Source organism: Butyrivibrio sp. AE3004, from assembly GCF_000703165.1.
Classification (GTDB): Bacteria; Bacillota; Clostridia; order Lachnospirales; family Lachnospiraceae; genus Butyrivibrio.
Window position 1 is genome coordinate 2,254,963 of the sequence record NZ_JNLQ01000002.1, and the last position, 13,675, is coordinate 2,268,637.

A 13,675-nucleotide genomic window follows, 5' to 3' on the forward strand; every position below is an offset into this window, starting at 1 on the left:
CGCGCTAAGCCAACGTCCCCCGGACGTTGAACGCCCCCAAGGGGGGAAGGCTTTTTAGTATTCCACTTGGAATAAGTTTTTTAGCCTTCTCCTTGGAATAAGTATTTTTGCCTTCTCCTTGGAATAAGTATTTTTGCCTTCTCCTTGGAATAAGTATTTTTTTAGCCTTCCCCCCTCTGGGGGGAAGGTGTCAGCGAAGCTGACGGATGAGGGGGGTGCTTTTACCCTAAATACTTCTCGTCAAGGTCAAATACTACTGTCTTAAATCCACCGTCACGGTCGATGATTGCTGCATGAATATCGAGAGGCAGCTGCTTTGAAAGCTCCTCACGGTTCTTTCTGCTGATTCCGCGAACTACTGCGTTAAGTCTTGTTCCTTCCTCAATCTCTACCTCGCCATATGCGAATTTGCCCATTTTCTTGTACTCGGGCTTAGAGGAAAGTGCTGCGGGAAGAACAATTGAATGAAGCTTTGCTTTTCCGCTTATCTCAACCCACTCAGTTTCATAGTTTCCGCATTCGTTGCATGCGTATACCGGAGGGAACTCAACGTGTCCACACTTAGGGCACTTACGTCCCATTATTTTCCCTTCTTCTAAGGATGTATAAAATTTTTCAACGATTTTTTCCAATTTGATTGCCATGGTCAGTCCTCCTTAATCCATTGTTCGAATGATGATAGCAGCTACGTTCTGAGCGCCGCCATATCCACGAAGCATTGTTGTTTTAGGCAGTTTCTTAACCTGGCGATCACCACACTCATTCCACATCTGCTTGCAGGCTTCATACATATCTGCAAGACCTGAAGCTGCATGCGCATGTCCGAAGGAGGTTCTTCCACCGTTTGAGTTGATCGGCTTATCACCGTCCCATGCTGTACGTCCGTCACAGATGTACTTCCAGCCTTCACCATAAGGAAGGTAACCTGCTATCTCAGCTGATACAAGGTGTGATGTAATGATGAAATCATTTGCAAAGAAAAGATCAAGATCATCACCTGAAAGGCCTGTTGACTCATATACCTGTTTTACAGCTTCCTCTGTTGCACGTACCTCGAAGTGAGGTGTTGTTGCTTCACATGCTGCGCTTCCGATTCCGAGAACCTCGATGGGCTTATGCTTTAAGTTCTTTGCAATCTCGGGAATCTTTTCTGTAGCACATACGATACATGCTGCAGCACCGTCACACTTAAGTTCAAGTCCGCCTGCGCGAAGGAAATCACCCATCTTCGGGTTGTAAGGTGAGTTCATATACTCATCAAGTGTCATTCCTGCTTTTTCTGCAAGCTCCTCGTAGGTTGTTCTCTCAATTGCAAGAGGATTTACGGAAGCATTTCTTCTGTTGTTGATGCACATAGCATTAAGGGTATTGTTCATATCCTCTGCAGAAATTCCTCTGGTGCGAACATACCATTCAGCTGCATCATCATAGATGAGCTCCTGACCTGCCATAAGGCTTCTGGTATATGTTCTGTCATAGAGCCATGAGGTTGTCTTAAGGAACTTCTCCATGGTCATCTTGTCACGCTTGTAAGGGTGCTTGGGTGTCTCAACATTGTCTGCAGGAGACGGTGTGCTGTCACCGAACTCTACGGCACCTGTAAGAACACAATCATATTTTCCTGAAGCAACCGCATTTACAGCCTGCTCAATTGCAAGGTAACCTGTGCAGCATGCCTCTGAATGATGAATTGAACCCTTGCCCTTCATACCAAACCAGTTGGCAATCTGAACATTGGGTGTAAGATAGTTTGATCCGTTAAGCGGGCTTGCACAGCCGTGGAAATAAAAGTCAACATCCTGAGGATTAACTCCTGCATCTTCCATAGCCTTGAGTGCTGCGTATCCGAATAACTCGCCTTCTGTGAGGCCGTTTGTTTCTTCATTATCTACTGTGTACATAAACGGTGTGCAGCCGACACCGATAATTGATACACTTCTTGAGTATTTTCCGAATTTTTTCATGTTATTTCCCTCTTTTTTCTATGCTTTCTTTCAGCCTGTGGGCTTCCCCTTATCCGGTGGTTTTCCCTCATCCGGCGCTGCGCACCACCTGTCTTCACTCCGTTACGGTCCGCGCTAAGCCAACGTCCCCCGGACGTTGAGCACCCCCAAAGAGGGGGAAGGCTTTTGGGGTTTGTTCCCTGTGTCGGTGAGGACCCTCATCCGGCGCTACGCGCCACCTTCCCCCTAAAAAGGGGAAGGCTTTTAGAATCTCCCTTTGGGGGAGGCTTTTAGAATTTCCATTAGGAAGGCTTAAAGCATATTTTATTTTTTCTTACATGGAATGGGTTTCGTGGGACATTTGGGTTTCTGGGCACCTGCCATAACAATTGCATCCTCGTCACAGGCAGTCATGCATTTTCCGCAGAGTGAGCATTCATCCATTACGATTACATGCACAAATTTGCTCTTACCAAGGATTGCATCATCCTCACATACATCCATACATTCGCCGCAGCCAACGCATTTACTTGCAAGAATGTGATAGGTCATGAACTTCTTACATACTCCTGCGCGGCAGCCCTTCTTGGAGATATGTTCTTCAAAAATGTCACCGTACTTTGTGATAGCCTCCTTAACAGCATCAGCGATATCTTCGCCATCCTCACAAAGTGACTGGGTCTTCATCATCTCCGAAAGGTCCTTCATAAGAGCCATGTCACCCTGACGTCCCTTTTTCTCTGTAATATCCTTTAAAATCATTTCAAGCTGAGTGATTCCTTCATATCCAAAAACGCATTTCCCGCAGTCCTTGCAGGGATGCCTTTGAACTTCCTTAAGAAGGACATCAACTACGCACTGATCTTCTTTTAATTCTCTGATCTTATCTGTGCTACTCATCTTCGCCTCCTTAATACTCGTTCCAAAGCTTTACTTTGGATATTGTTGTTCTAAGATCACACTGCAGGCATCTACCTGCTTCGCACTTTGCCTGGTCACAGGAAAGAGGCTTTTCAATCGCATCAAAACCGCATTTTCTCTTAGCGGGTTCCATTACCTCTGCCTCTGTTCTCTCAAGGTCTGCAAAGCCTTCAATACGGCCGATGAATTTCTCAGGAGCTGTTCTGTCTGTAAGCTTCTCACTGATATCACCGTCTCCGCCAAGGAACTTATCTATGGCGATAGCTGCATCTCTTCCGCCTGCAATTGCTTCGATAACAGATCGTGTACCTGTAACCACGTCACCGGAAGCAAATACACCGTTCATGCTTGTAGCACTGTCCTTAGCAGCAATGTAAGGACCATGTGTAAGCTCAATGCCCATCTTATCAGTTCCCTCAGGCTTCTGGCCTACTGCAAAGATTACATTGTCTACTTCTACTATCTGATTTGAACCTTCTTCAAGCTCGATGATTGCTTTTCTGTTTTCATCAAAATAGAACTTATTGACCTTCTGAAGTTCTACTCCTGTTGCTTTTGTATCTCCGGTAATTCTAAGGAAAGAATGAGCAGCATGAAGGATTACGCCTTCTTCTTCACCCTCTCTTCTTTCTTCTTCCGATGAAGTCATCTGCTGCAGATTCTCAAGGCATGCTATATGCACTTCCTTAGCTCCCTGTCTTATAGCTGTTCTTGCGCAGTCATAAGCTACATTTCCGCCACCAAGAACCATTACCTTATCGCCAACAGGAAGAGGTTTGCCCTCTCTTGCTGCCTTTAAGAAATCAGCATTTACATAAACTCCCTCAAGATCATTACCATCGATGGGAAGCTTTGTTCCCTGATGTGTTCCGATGGAAACAAGAACCGCGTCAAATCCATCTGCAAGAAGCTTTGCGGGTTCTTCACAAGTTTCGCCTGTCTTCAGAGTAATTCCCGCTTCAAGAATTGTGTTTATTTCTCTGTCAAGAAGCTCATCCGGAAGTCTGTAGGAAGGAATACCGTAACGACACTGTCCACCGGCCTTTTCATTTTTCTCAAATACAGTTACTTCGTGTCCCTTCTTTGCAAGGTAATAAGCTCCCGTAAGACCTGACGGGCCTGCTCCTATGACAGCAACTTTCTTACCTGTGGGAGCATCCTTTCTTACATGCTTTTTCCACTCACCACTCTCATTAGTGGCAGCTGCTCTCTTAAGTCTGCAGATAGATACAGGAGCATTAAGCTCACCTCTCTTACACTGACTCTCGCAGTTTCTAGTGCAGACTGAGCCAAGAGTTTCAGGAAAAGGAACTTTTTCTCTGATGATGGCTGTTGCCTTGTCAAAATCGCCTTCCTTAATACTTCTTATGTATTCCGGAATATCAATATGTGCAGGACAGGTGCTTCTGCAGGGAACCACGTTCTCCTCATAGGTTCTATCAGGCTTCATGAGCTTGAAAGCATCCATAATGGAACCTGTAGGACAAACCTCAATACAAGCACCGCAGAATCTGCAGCCTGCATCCTTAAGGCTCTTGCCTTCAGGCACACCTGCTCTGATTCCTGCATCGGTTTTTATGTAATCAAGAACCTTTACACCTCTCATCTCCTGGCAGGCACGTATGCATCGTCCGCATCGTACACATCTTGTGAAAAGATGTGAAATAAGAGGATTGCTCTCATCATTGGGAACAGCTCTTGATTTCTTTCTCCAGCGCTCAGGGCTTACTCCCATGTATTGGTACATGGACTGCAGTTCACATTTTCCGTATTTCGGACATCCTGTACAGTCAGCAGGATGTGTGGCAAGAATCAGCTCCATGGCAGTTTTTCTGACCTTATCTGCCTCCGGACCGTTTACCGTAATCTTCATGCCATCAGTCACGATTGTCTTACAAGCGGGAACTGCCCCCTCTGTTCCGTCTATTTCAACAGAACAGAGACGACATCCTCCTTTTGCTTCAAGATCGGGATGAGAGCAAAGATGCGGAATAAAAACGCCTGCTTCAAGGGCAGCATCAAGAACCGATGCGCCTTCTCTTGCTTCTATTTCTTTTCCGTCTATAAATATTTTCATCTATCTCCTACCTTTTTGACCTTAGGAATATCGCACGTAGCATATTCCTTAGGTCAGTTCATAATTTTCATAATCTGCCTGAAATGTTCGAATTTTATTCGAAATCATCAAAATCCTCGGAGCCTGCGGAAGCGTTCTCTCCTGCGATACGTCCGCTGTTAAGGCAGAAGCCCATTGTGTTTCCTGAAAGGATGAAGGGATAACTGTCACCGAAAATGTTGCAGGCATCTGTTCCTGCGCAGTAAAGTCCCGGAATAACCTTTGCATCCTGTGTAAGAACCTGTGTCTTGTGGTTGATCTTTACGCCGCCGAGTGAGCCGTATGCACCAACGTTCTCTCTGCAAAGATAGAAAGGAGCTTTCTCAATTGGCTGCATATATGCGCGATCTTTCTCAAAAATCTCGTCATAGCCGTTAGCACACATCTCGTTGTATTCTTCAATCTGAGCTACAAGTCCTTCTACATCGATACCTGCCTTTTCTGCAAGCTCCTCGATTGTATCTGCCTGTACGATAGGCTCATAACCGTCTGCAAGATCTCTCTCCCACTGCTCATCAAAGTGATTGAAAAGATCATGAGGATGAACGTGTGAAACGATATCGGGACCTTTCTTCTTATACTTTTTAAGAAGCTTGCTGTCGAAGATTGAATAAGCAACTTTGCCGGGCTGAGCTGCGATTGCGTTACCTGTAAAGGTGGTGTTTGCAATCTGATCCTCGGGCATGAATCTCTGTCCGTTTCTGTTTACCCAGAGGCAGGGCTGACGGAAAGCACCGTCAAGAATGAAGTGGTTCATGTTGTCGGGAAGCTGATACATAAGCTCCATGATGCAGGGTTCGTGACCTGCACCTGCTTCCCATGCCATCTTGATTCCTTCACCCTTCATTCCGGGAATTGCGAAGTTGTAGATTGTCTTTGCATACTCGAACTCAGTCTGCTCTTTTATCATCTCCGGGTTGTCACCGAAACCGCCTGTGCAGATGATTACTGCATTTGCTCTTGCTTCGATTTCTTCGCCGTTTTTATCAACTGCGATAACACCTACTGCTGCACCATCCTCCATGATGATCTTCTTTACAGGTGTCTCAAACTGGAAATCTACGCCAAGTTCCTTAGCTCTTTCAGTCATCTTCTTTGTCATGGCTGTTGCACAACGAGGACCGGGCATTCCGCCATCCTCAGGCTTAACAACGTGCCATGTAAACTCACCGTCTGAGTAAGCTCTTGTTGCTTCAGGTGCGCTGAATGCTCTCTGAACACCAACAAACTCAACACCCATATCCATGAGCCAGTCGATTGTATCTCCTGACTTGAAGTAGTAATCTCTTACCATTCTTGCGTCTACACGATAGTGTGTAAAATACATATGCTTTCTGAAAGCTTCACCGGGTGTAAGGGCAATCATGTGGTCCTTCTGGATTCTTGAACCTACACCGAGAGGTCCCATACCCATATTTGCAGCGCCACCTGTTGTTGATGACTTTTCAAAAGTAATTACGCTTGCGCCGTTTTCAGCTGCTGCGATACTTGCTGCAAGTCCTGAAAGGCCTGCTGCCACTACGATTACATCTGACTGTAACTGTTTCATTGTTTATTCCTCCAATATCATTCTTTTCCACAAATGTTTTCTGTTATCTTTTCAGCCGGACGATTCCATAGGAAAGAAACGATAAATCCGACAATATAAATCGGAACGAATGTTGTAAGCATTCCGATAAAGTATGCAATTATAGGAGCGTGGTTCAAAATACATACATTAAAGTATGTAAGGATCAGGCAGTTGATCACAACGTAAGTAAGATTAACAACTGCATTTATGCAAAGACCAAAGGGAAGTGTGTCCGGTTTTGTCTTGCAAAACATCGCAAAAGAAACTCCCCATTCTACACAGGGTATAGCCACACCTATAACAAATGAAATCACATAAGCTATAAGAAAATTTATGATTAAAAGCTGTGGTATTACCGTGTGTATTGCCAAAAGCTGTGCTGTAAGCGAAATAGCAAGCGCTATCGGCACATTCATTATCAATGCGTTTACTGCACGATATTTAAAACTTTTTTTCATAGCCATCCCTATCAAATCCCCTTAAATGTCTTCTCTTTGTATCTGATGATCTTCTTGCCGACAATCTCTCTGTTCTCAGGATTTTCGAAGAAGCCACCCTGTGTACGTCCGATTTCCTCAAGATGTCTTGCTCTTCCCTCAACAGTTGTACGATCCTTTAAGAGACCATCCTTCTGAATAACGAACTTCCACTTTCCGTCCTCTGTCTGCTCAAGGTTTCCGCCTGCTCCGCAAACCTGACACTCAATAGGATAATGAAGTCCGTCCCACTGAGGTTCGCCGAGAACAAGTGCGTTGGAGTGACAGTTAGGGCACCATCCCATGTTCTCATCTCCAAGCCACCCTCTCTTCTCAACAGGAGTCTTTACTGCTTCGATGATGTTTTCACCCATCTTGTGTGCTCTTGCGATAAGCTCATCGTCAAGGAGGCACTGTGCGGGTCCCGGTACTCTTGTTGCAAGGATCATATCAACAACCTTCATGTCTGTTGTAAACATTGTTGCCTGAAGTCCTTCAAGAGCCATTGACTGCCATGCACGAGTTGATCCGCCTACAGAAATCAGTCCTGCAACTCTGTCTCTGTGCTCAATAGCACCGATTGTCTCAAGAAATGCTGTCTCATAACTAAGACTTCTCTGTGCGAATGTCAGATAATTAGCGGATGGCATTAAGTCATATGTAGGAACTGAATAGATTACAGCATCCTGGTTCAGCAGAACGTCCATGATTTTCTTCTTGTCGTCCTTCTCATCAAGAACACAACCTACGTTTTTACCCTGTGACATTCCGATTGTGCAGGATGTGCAGCCTGTGCAGTCAAGGATGTTGTAATCTCTCAAATTGATCATTGTTACCTCAGCTCCAGCCTCTTCACAGGCAATAAGAGCTTCCTTTAACAAGATTTCGCTGTTACTGTTTTTTCTTCCGGCAGTAACCCCCATTACTTTGATACTCATAATGTTTCTCCCTTTTTTAATAGATATGTCATACGTTAGTTAAGAATTTATCATTCTCTGTTCCTCTTTACATCCAACAGATATTGAGTAAAAATGGTAAATATCGCGCACCTTTTCCGACGAATGTCGGATGTAACTTAAAATTACGAAAATAATCCCAGAGGTCAGATAAAATGGCATATATTACAGATATTGTTAACGGAATAACAAAAAAATACAGAGTAGAAGTTCATGGAAATTATCAAAAGAGACATTCAATTGACGGAATACGTTTCCTTGATAAGACTGATGTAAATATTGAGCATCTGACACCCGGGCTTTTATACCTTGCAGACTACCGGATTTTTGGAGATGCACAGGTTTACGGCGATGTATTTTTTATAGGAACAGGAGATGCCACTCCTGTATCGGACTCTCTGTATGTCAGGGAAGAGCTTGATATTTTTGAATTATATAATCTGATGGAAGATGTCATTTTGACCTATCAGAGAATTGATGTGCAAAAGCAGAGTCTTTTTTCCGTATTGCATAACGGCTATGGTATCGAGGCTCTTCTTCAGACCGCAAACAAATATCTTGAAAATCCCGTTGTTGTATGTGACAGCAGCTATGGCATAATCGCTTCCTACCCGGAACTGGCAGACCGTGAAAATCTGGAAATCAGAAATAACCGCCTTACTGTTCGTGCAAGGAACTCGGCAGACATGGAGCAAAAAAAAATCACCGAGCGAATATATCACTCGGTGTATCCCTTTGCAGTTAAGTTCGATGATTATCCTTTTGACTGGATTTTTGAAAGTATACGAATAAAGCATGCTGTTGTCGGATACATCTGTATCATCTGCAACAATCGCGAATATGTGGAAAATGACCTGGATCTTATTCATTCACTCGCACAGATGGTATCCATCCAGCTTCAAAAGGATGACTCCTATCGAAATCCTCAGGGCATAAAATATGATATGTTTCTAAAGGACCTTTTTGCCAGACATTTTGATGAGGGAACTGCCCTTTCGCAGCTTACTCTTCTCGGAGTAAAGCCCAAGGAATACTATTACATACTAGCCTGCAGCTTTACCGTTTCGTCAAAGAGACTTATGGCTTACCACCATTATATCCACCAGCTGACCACGATTTTCACAAACAGCGTCACCGGTGTCTTCGGAAACCGCTTTGTAACACTGGTGTCCACTTCTAAAATGATGACCCTGAATGAAAAAACGTCAAACAGACTTGAAACCTTTCTTACCATGAACCATATGATAGGAACAGTCAGCTACCTGTACGATAAATTAGGTGACAGCTCTGCTTATTTCAACCAATGCCAGGGACTGTTATCCCAAAGACTCTCCGTTTTTAATGAGTCTCCCATAATCTATTATCAGGATTATTATTTAAAACACATTCTGAATATGCAGAGTAAACACGACCTTGTTATGGCATCCGTGCATCCTTCCGTAAAATTCATGAAGAAGTATGATGAAGAAAACGGAACAAACTACACCTCTACCCTTCAGACTTATTTTGAAAATAACAGAAGCGCACCTGCTACTGCAAATGCGCTTTTCATACATAAATCAACCTTGTTTTATCGCTTCGATAAAATGAAACAGTTATTTGGAATAACGCTTGATGACAAGGATGCTCTTTTTTCTTATGAGTATTCCCTGAAGATCTTAGAACCGGGTACCGTACATGAGCACTAGTACATCTGTTATTTTCCGGAAGAAGCAAATTTTTCTCTGATCTGCGGGCCAGCAACCTGGATCAGGATCACGAGGATAAGTATGATTCCTTTGATCGCGTTGTTTATAAGAGAATCCATCTTAAGAGCGATGATAATCTTATCAATTACTGTATAGGAAAGTGATCCGAAAAGAACACCTATCATCTTTCCCTTTCCGCCAGACATTGCTATTCCGCCGAGTACTACTGCTGCTATTGCATACATTTCATAGCTGTTGCCTGTTGTTGCGGGATCCGATGAACCGTTCATGCAGATCCAGAGGAAAGCTGCAGCACCGATCATGATTCCCATGATCACAAAGGACATCATCTTCATAAGCCTTACATTTATACCGCTCATGAAAGCTCCCTTTTCACTCGAACCTACAGCATAAACCTTTTTACCGAACTTAGTGTCGTTAGTGATATATACAAAAAGAGCTGTAAAGATTATCAGTACGATTCCCACTATCGGAATGGTTGCAACCTTGCCGTTACCAAAGCCATACATGCTGTTATAACCGTCAAAGCTTGCTGTCATCTTGTAAACAGAGCTTCCTCCTCCGATGAGGTTCTTTGAAATATGCTGGCAAAAGTACTGAGCAAAGGATCTGTAGGTCAGCATGGTTGCAAGTGTCACAATGAATGATGGCATCTTTACAACGCCCACAAAGAAGCCGTTTACAAGTCCGAGTGCCGCACCCATAACCAGTGCAAAAATGAGTGTTGCAGGGATATTGCCGCCTGTCATATTAAATATCACAACTGAAAAACCGCTGACAAAGGCAAGTGTTGAACCTGCAGACAGATCAATTTCGCCTGTAAGACACACAAGTCCCATACCAAGAGCAACTATGCCGATAACTGCCGAATGACGGAAGATATTCATCGTAGCACTCCAGGTAAATGAGCTGCTTGTCATGGCATATACCAGAAAAATAATGAAAAATACAAAAATGAAGCTGTAACCTCTCCAGATTTTTCCTAATGTATTTGTTTTACTATTGTTTGTGTTCATTTGGATGTTACCTCGTTCTCTTTTTCCTTACTCCCGGCAGCCACCGATCCGGTTGATATCATCATCACAGTGTGTTCTTCTATCTCTTCATGATCAAGCGTTCCGGCGATGTGTCCGTCATAAAAAATCAGACATCTGTCCGCAACTTTCTGAAGCTCCGGTATTTCCAATGTATTTACAAGTACCGTCTTCCCCTCGTTTGCCAGGGAGAGAATCAGTTTATAAATCTCTTCCTTAGCACCTACATCTATGCCCTGTGTAGGGTTATCGAAAAGCAGGATCTCTGCTTCTGTATTAAGCCATCTCGCAATAAATACCTTCTGCTGGTTCCCACCGCTTAATGATACTATCGGAGAATTTCCTGACTCCGCCTTTATATTGAGCTGTTTTTTATATCGCTCATATTTTTCTTTTTCATTCTTTTTATTTATATGGAATCTACCTGCAGAAAGTGTATGCTCTGCAAGATACATATTTTCAACAAGACTCATATCCGGAATGACCGATGTTTCTTTCCTGTTTGCAGGTAAAAGTCCGATTCCCGACTTCATGGCTTTGTGAACCGAATGCCCCGTAACTGTTTTTCCGTTTACCTTAAGACTTCCGCCTGTGGGCTTTGTTATTCCGAAAAGGCATTGCATAAGCTCACTGCTTCCGCATCCCTGAAGTCCTGTAAGACCAATGATTTCCCCTTTTTTTACCTTGAAGGAAACGTTCTCAAAACCTTTACCCGAAAGACCTGAAAGCTCAAGGACAGTATCTCCTGTCTTTCTCTTTTCGTAGCTTCCTTTTTCCTCTGCATGACCAACCATAAGCTTTGTCACTTCCGCAGGTGATGTTTCGGATATCCTTCCGCTTCCTACAAGTTCCCCGTTTCTAAATACAGTGTAAGAGTCGCAGTATGCAAAAATCTCAGGCATCTTGTGTGAAATGAAGATAAATGAAATTCCCTTATTCTTAAGATCTTTGACCATTTCAAAGAGATGTTCTACTTCGTCATTGTTAAGTGATGTTGTAGGCTCATCAAGAATAAGAAGTTTTGCTCCGGTAAGGAGAGCCTTACTGATTTCAAGAAGCTGTTTATCTCCTGTTCTTAGGTCTCTGACCATATCAGTAGGATTCATCCTGATTCCAAGTCTTGTAAAAAGTTCTTCAGACTGTCTGATCATTTCCTTCTTATTCAGTTTGCCCAGTGGCCCTGTAATCTCTCTGTTTATGAAAACATTTTCAAAAACCTTCAGATCGTTAAAAAGATTAAGTTCCTGATGAACAAAGGCTATGCCAAGCTGTTCGCTCTTTTTAACAGTGATGTTTTTTATTTCCTGTCCGTCAAAGGTGATCGTACCGCCGTCACAAGGGATTGTTCCCGTAAGGACATTCATCAGTGTAGACTTACCGGCACCATTTTCACCAAGAAGGGCGTGGATCTCGCCCTTCGAAACTGTAAGATCCACGCCTTTCAATACCGGCACACCACTGAAGGATTTTTTTATTCCTCTCATTTCAAGAAGTGCCATAATTCCTCTTTTCCATTCTGCTTATCTTAAAGTGTCGAAAATTCCCCTCATTCGATAATCTTTAGTTAAAGCCCTTGAAATCTGCTACATTGTCAGCTGTTACATTCTGACACTCGATTACGTGATCCTGTGTTACTTCGTTACCATCAAGAGAGTCAACCATATCCTGGATTGCTGTCTGAATCATGCTGGGGCTGTAGGTTACTGACATGATGCCGCCAAGCTGTGAAGTAATATCCTGGTAGCTCTCACCTCTTAATACTCCGTAGAGTTCATCAAGACCGCCGCAGCCTGTGATAACAGGCTTGTTTCCAAGGAATGCTTCCTTTGCTGAATCATCAATTCCGCCGCCGTTAAGTGCTTCGAGCATACCCATTGCAAGCTCATCATCTTCAGCGTAGAACCACTTGATCTCTGTGTTTGAAGCGTCACCCATAAGTGTTTCAAAAGCAGCCTTGGTATCTGAACGGCTCCAGTTCATAGCGCCTGAATATGTAATAGCTGAATCAATCTGATCCTGTGTCCACTTTGCATCGTCTGCGATTTTCTGTCCGTCGAATTCAATCTCACCAAGAAGGTACTCTGTGAAGCCCTGATCCCTTAAAGTAGTAACTGAAGATGTATCTCCTTCATATACATATACGCTGTCGCCGGGCTGCATTCCAAGTGATACAAAGTATGCTGCTGAACCTGCACCGATGCCCTCGTTATCACCTTTAACATTTGAAACTGCACTTGCTGCAACACCATCAATGATTCTGTCGAATGCAACGTAAGGAATTCCCTCGTCGACAAGCTGCTGTATAGCAGACTGTACTGTATCATCGATAGGCTGGATTACAACTGCGATGTTCTTGTCACCCTTTGCGATGATATCCTCAACCTGTGTGATCTGGTAAGCAGCATCCTCACAGGTAATAACCTCAGCTGTGTACTTGCCCTCGCCGTTAACTTCTTCTACTTTTTCCTTGGCGAATGTAGCAACAGATCCTGTCCAGCCATGATCCTCAGGTGCTGTAAGTACATAGATGTGTGTTGCATCTGCTGATGCCTCTGCCTTATCAGCTGCGTCCTCAGTATTTTCAGCTGCATCTTCTGTCTTTTCCTCTGTGGCAACTGTATCCTCACTTGCTACTGTAGAATCAGCTGTTGCGGATGTATCAGTTCCGCTGTTTCCACATGCTGTAAGTGAAAATGTCATCACACCTGCAAGAAATCCTGCTAAAATCTTCTTTTTCATTATTTTTATTCCTCCCAAATTCTCAAAATAAATATTTTCATCGGGCTTTTTTGCCTTACGCCCTTTTTCATTTGATGTACTAATCTTACCTTTTGGAAGTCCGCCTTTCTTTTCCCTCTGCCCACTTAGGCATCCTTTTTATTGCAAAGTGCAAAAAACAAAAAAAGAAGATGCAACAGATATTTTACTTCTGTTGCATCTTCATACTTGA

11 protein-coding genes are annotated in these 13,675 nt (G+C 43.5%); 1 reads left to right on the forward strand and 10 read right to left on the reverse strand.

Translation table 11 applies throughout. The features are described 5' to 3' along the window. Positions 1-221 precede the first annotated feature (221 nt). From BV60_RS0112800 to BV60_RS0112830, 7 genes are all read right to left on the reverse strand, one after another. On the reverse strand, positions 222-644 hold the full coding sequence (locus BV60_RS0112800) for a Zn-ribbon domain-containing OB-fold protein (protein WP_029322350.1): 423 nt from the start codon (positions 642-644) through the stop codon (positions 222-224). Positions 645-656: 12 nt separating this feature from the next. Beyond that, entirely contained in the window at positions 657-1,964 is a 1,308-nt protein-coding gene (locus BV60_RS0112805; RefSeq protein ID WP_029322352.1) for a thiolase family protein, read from the reverse strand. A gap of 303 nt (positions 1,965-2,267) precedes the next feature. Next, complete coding sequence (locus tag BV60_RS0112810) at positions 2,268-2,843, reverse strand: NADH-ubiquinone oxidoreductase-F iron-sulfur binding region domain-containing protein (protein WP_029322354.1); 576 nt, start codon at positions 2,841-2,843, stop codon at positions 2,268-2,270. A 10-nt stretch (positions 2,844-2,853) separates the two neighbouring features. Beyond that, positions 2,854-4,941: an FAD-dependent oxidoreductase gene (locus tag BV60_RS0112815; protein WP_029322356.1), complete on the reverse strand. Its 2,088-nt coding sequence runs from the start codon at positions 4,939-4,941 to the stop codon at positions 2,854-2,856. Positions 4,942-5,035: 94 nt separating this feature from the next. Further along, entirely contained in the window at positions 5,036-6,529 is a 1,494-nt protein-coding gene (locus BV60_RS0112820; protein ID WP_029322358.1) for an FAD-dependent oxidoreductase, read from the reverse strand. 17 nt (positions 6,530-6,546) lie between these two features. Then, positions 6,547-7,008: a hypothetical protein gene (locus tag BV60_RS0112825; RefSeq protein ID WP_197029561.1), complete on the reverse strand. Its 462-nt coding sequence runs from the start codon at positions 7,006-7,008 to the stop codon at positions 6,547-6,549. A gap of 11 nt (positions 7,009-7,019) precedes the next feature. After that, positions 7,020-7,964, reverse strand: coding sequence for a flavodoxin family protein (locus BV60_RS0112830; protein WP_029322362.1), 945 nt, complete (start codon positions 7,962-7,964; stop codon positions 7,020-7,022). Positions 7,965-8,137: 173 nt separating this feature from the next. Here BV60_RS0112830 and BV60_RS0112835 point away from each other — a divergent pair, with 173 nt between their 5' ends. Next, a complete protein-coding gene (locus tag BV60_RS0112835) occupies positions 8,138-9,670 on the forward strand; it encodes a PucR family transcriptional regulator (RefSeq protein ID WP_029322364.1) in 1,533 nt (510 codons plus the stop codon). Between the two features lie 8 nt (positions 9,671-9,678). On the opposite strand, the gene BV60_RS0112840 is transcribed toward BV60_RS0112835, so the two are convergent. The 3 genes from BV60_RS0112840 to BV60_RS0112850 all read right to left on the reverse strand — a co-directional run bounded on the left by BV60_RS0112840 (position 9,679) and on the right by BV60_RS0112850 (position 13,464). Continuing rightward, the gene (locus BV60_RS0112840) at positions 9,679-10,707 is read right to left on the reverse strand and encodes an ABC transporter permease (RefSeq protein ID WP_029322366.1); all 1,029 of its coding nucleotides are present in this window, start codon (positions 10,705-10,707) and stop codon (positions 9,679-9,681) included. Continuing rightward, entirely contained in the window at positions 10,704-12,224 is a 1,521-nt protein-coding gene (locus tag BV60_RS0112845; protein ID WP_029322368.1) for a sugar ABC transporter ATP-binding protein, read from the reverse strand. The genes BV60_RS0112840 and BV60_RS0112845 overlap by 4 nt, the downstream gene beginning before the upstream one ends. 61 nt (positions 12,225-12,285) lie before the next feature. Then, complete coding sequence (locus BV60_RS0112850) at positions 12,286-13,464, reverse strand: substrate-binding domain-containing protein (protein WP_029322370.1); 1,179 nt, start codon at positions 13,462-13,464, stop codon at positions 12,286-12,288. Between the last annotated feature and the right edge of the window lie 211 nt (positions 13,465-13,675).

Coding starts and splice junctions, on each gene's coding strand:
- BV60_RS0112810 (WP_029322354.1), bottom strand. CDS start 2,843: ATGAGTAGCACAGATAAGATCAGAGAATTAAAAGAAGATCAGTGCGTA.
- BV60_RS0112845 (WP_029322368.1), bottom strand. CDS start 12,224: ATGGCACTTCTTGAAATGAGAGGAATAAAAAAATCCTTCAGTGGTGTG.
- BV60_RS0112840 (WP_029322366.1), bottom strand. CDS start 10,707: ATGAACACAAACAATAGTAAAACAAATACATTAGGAAAAATCTGGAGA.
- BV60_RS0112850 (WP_029322370.1), bottom strand. CDS start 13,464: ATGAAAAAGAAGATTTTAGCAGGATTTCTTGCAGGTGTGATGACATTT.
- BV60_RS0112830 (WP_029322362.1), bottom strand. CDS start 7,964: ATGAGTATCAAAGTAATGGGGGTTACTGCCGGAAGAAAAAACAGTAAC.
- BV60_RS0112820 (WP_029322358.1), bottom strand. CDS start 6,529: ATGAAACAGTTACAGTCAGATGTAATCGTAGTGGCAGCAGGCCTTTCA.
- BV60_RS0112835 (WP_029322364.1), top strand. CDS start 8,138: ATGGCATATATTACAGATATTGTTAACGGAATAACAAAAAAATACAGA.
- BV60_RS0112825 (WP_197029561.1), bottom strand. CDS start 7,008: ATGAAAAAAAGTTTTAAATATCGTGCAGTAAACGCATTGATAATGAAT.
- BV60_RS0112815 (WP_029322356.1), bottom strand. CDS start 4,941: ATGAAAATATTTATAGACGGAAAAGAAATAGAAGCAAGAGAAGGCGCA.
- BV60_RS0112805 (WP_029322352.1), bottom strand. CDS start 1,964: ATGAAAAAATTCGGAAAATACTCAAGAAGTGTATCAATTATCGGTGTC.
- BV60_RS0112800 (WP_029322350.1), bottom strand. CDS start 644: ATGGCAATCAAATTGGAAAAAATCGTTGAAAAATTTTATACATCCTTA.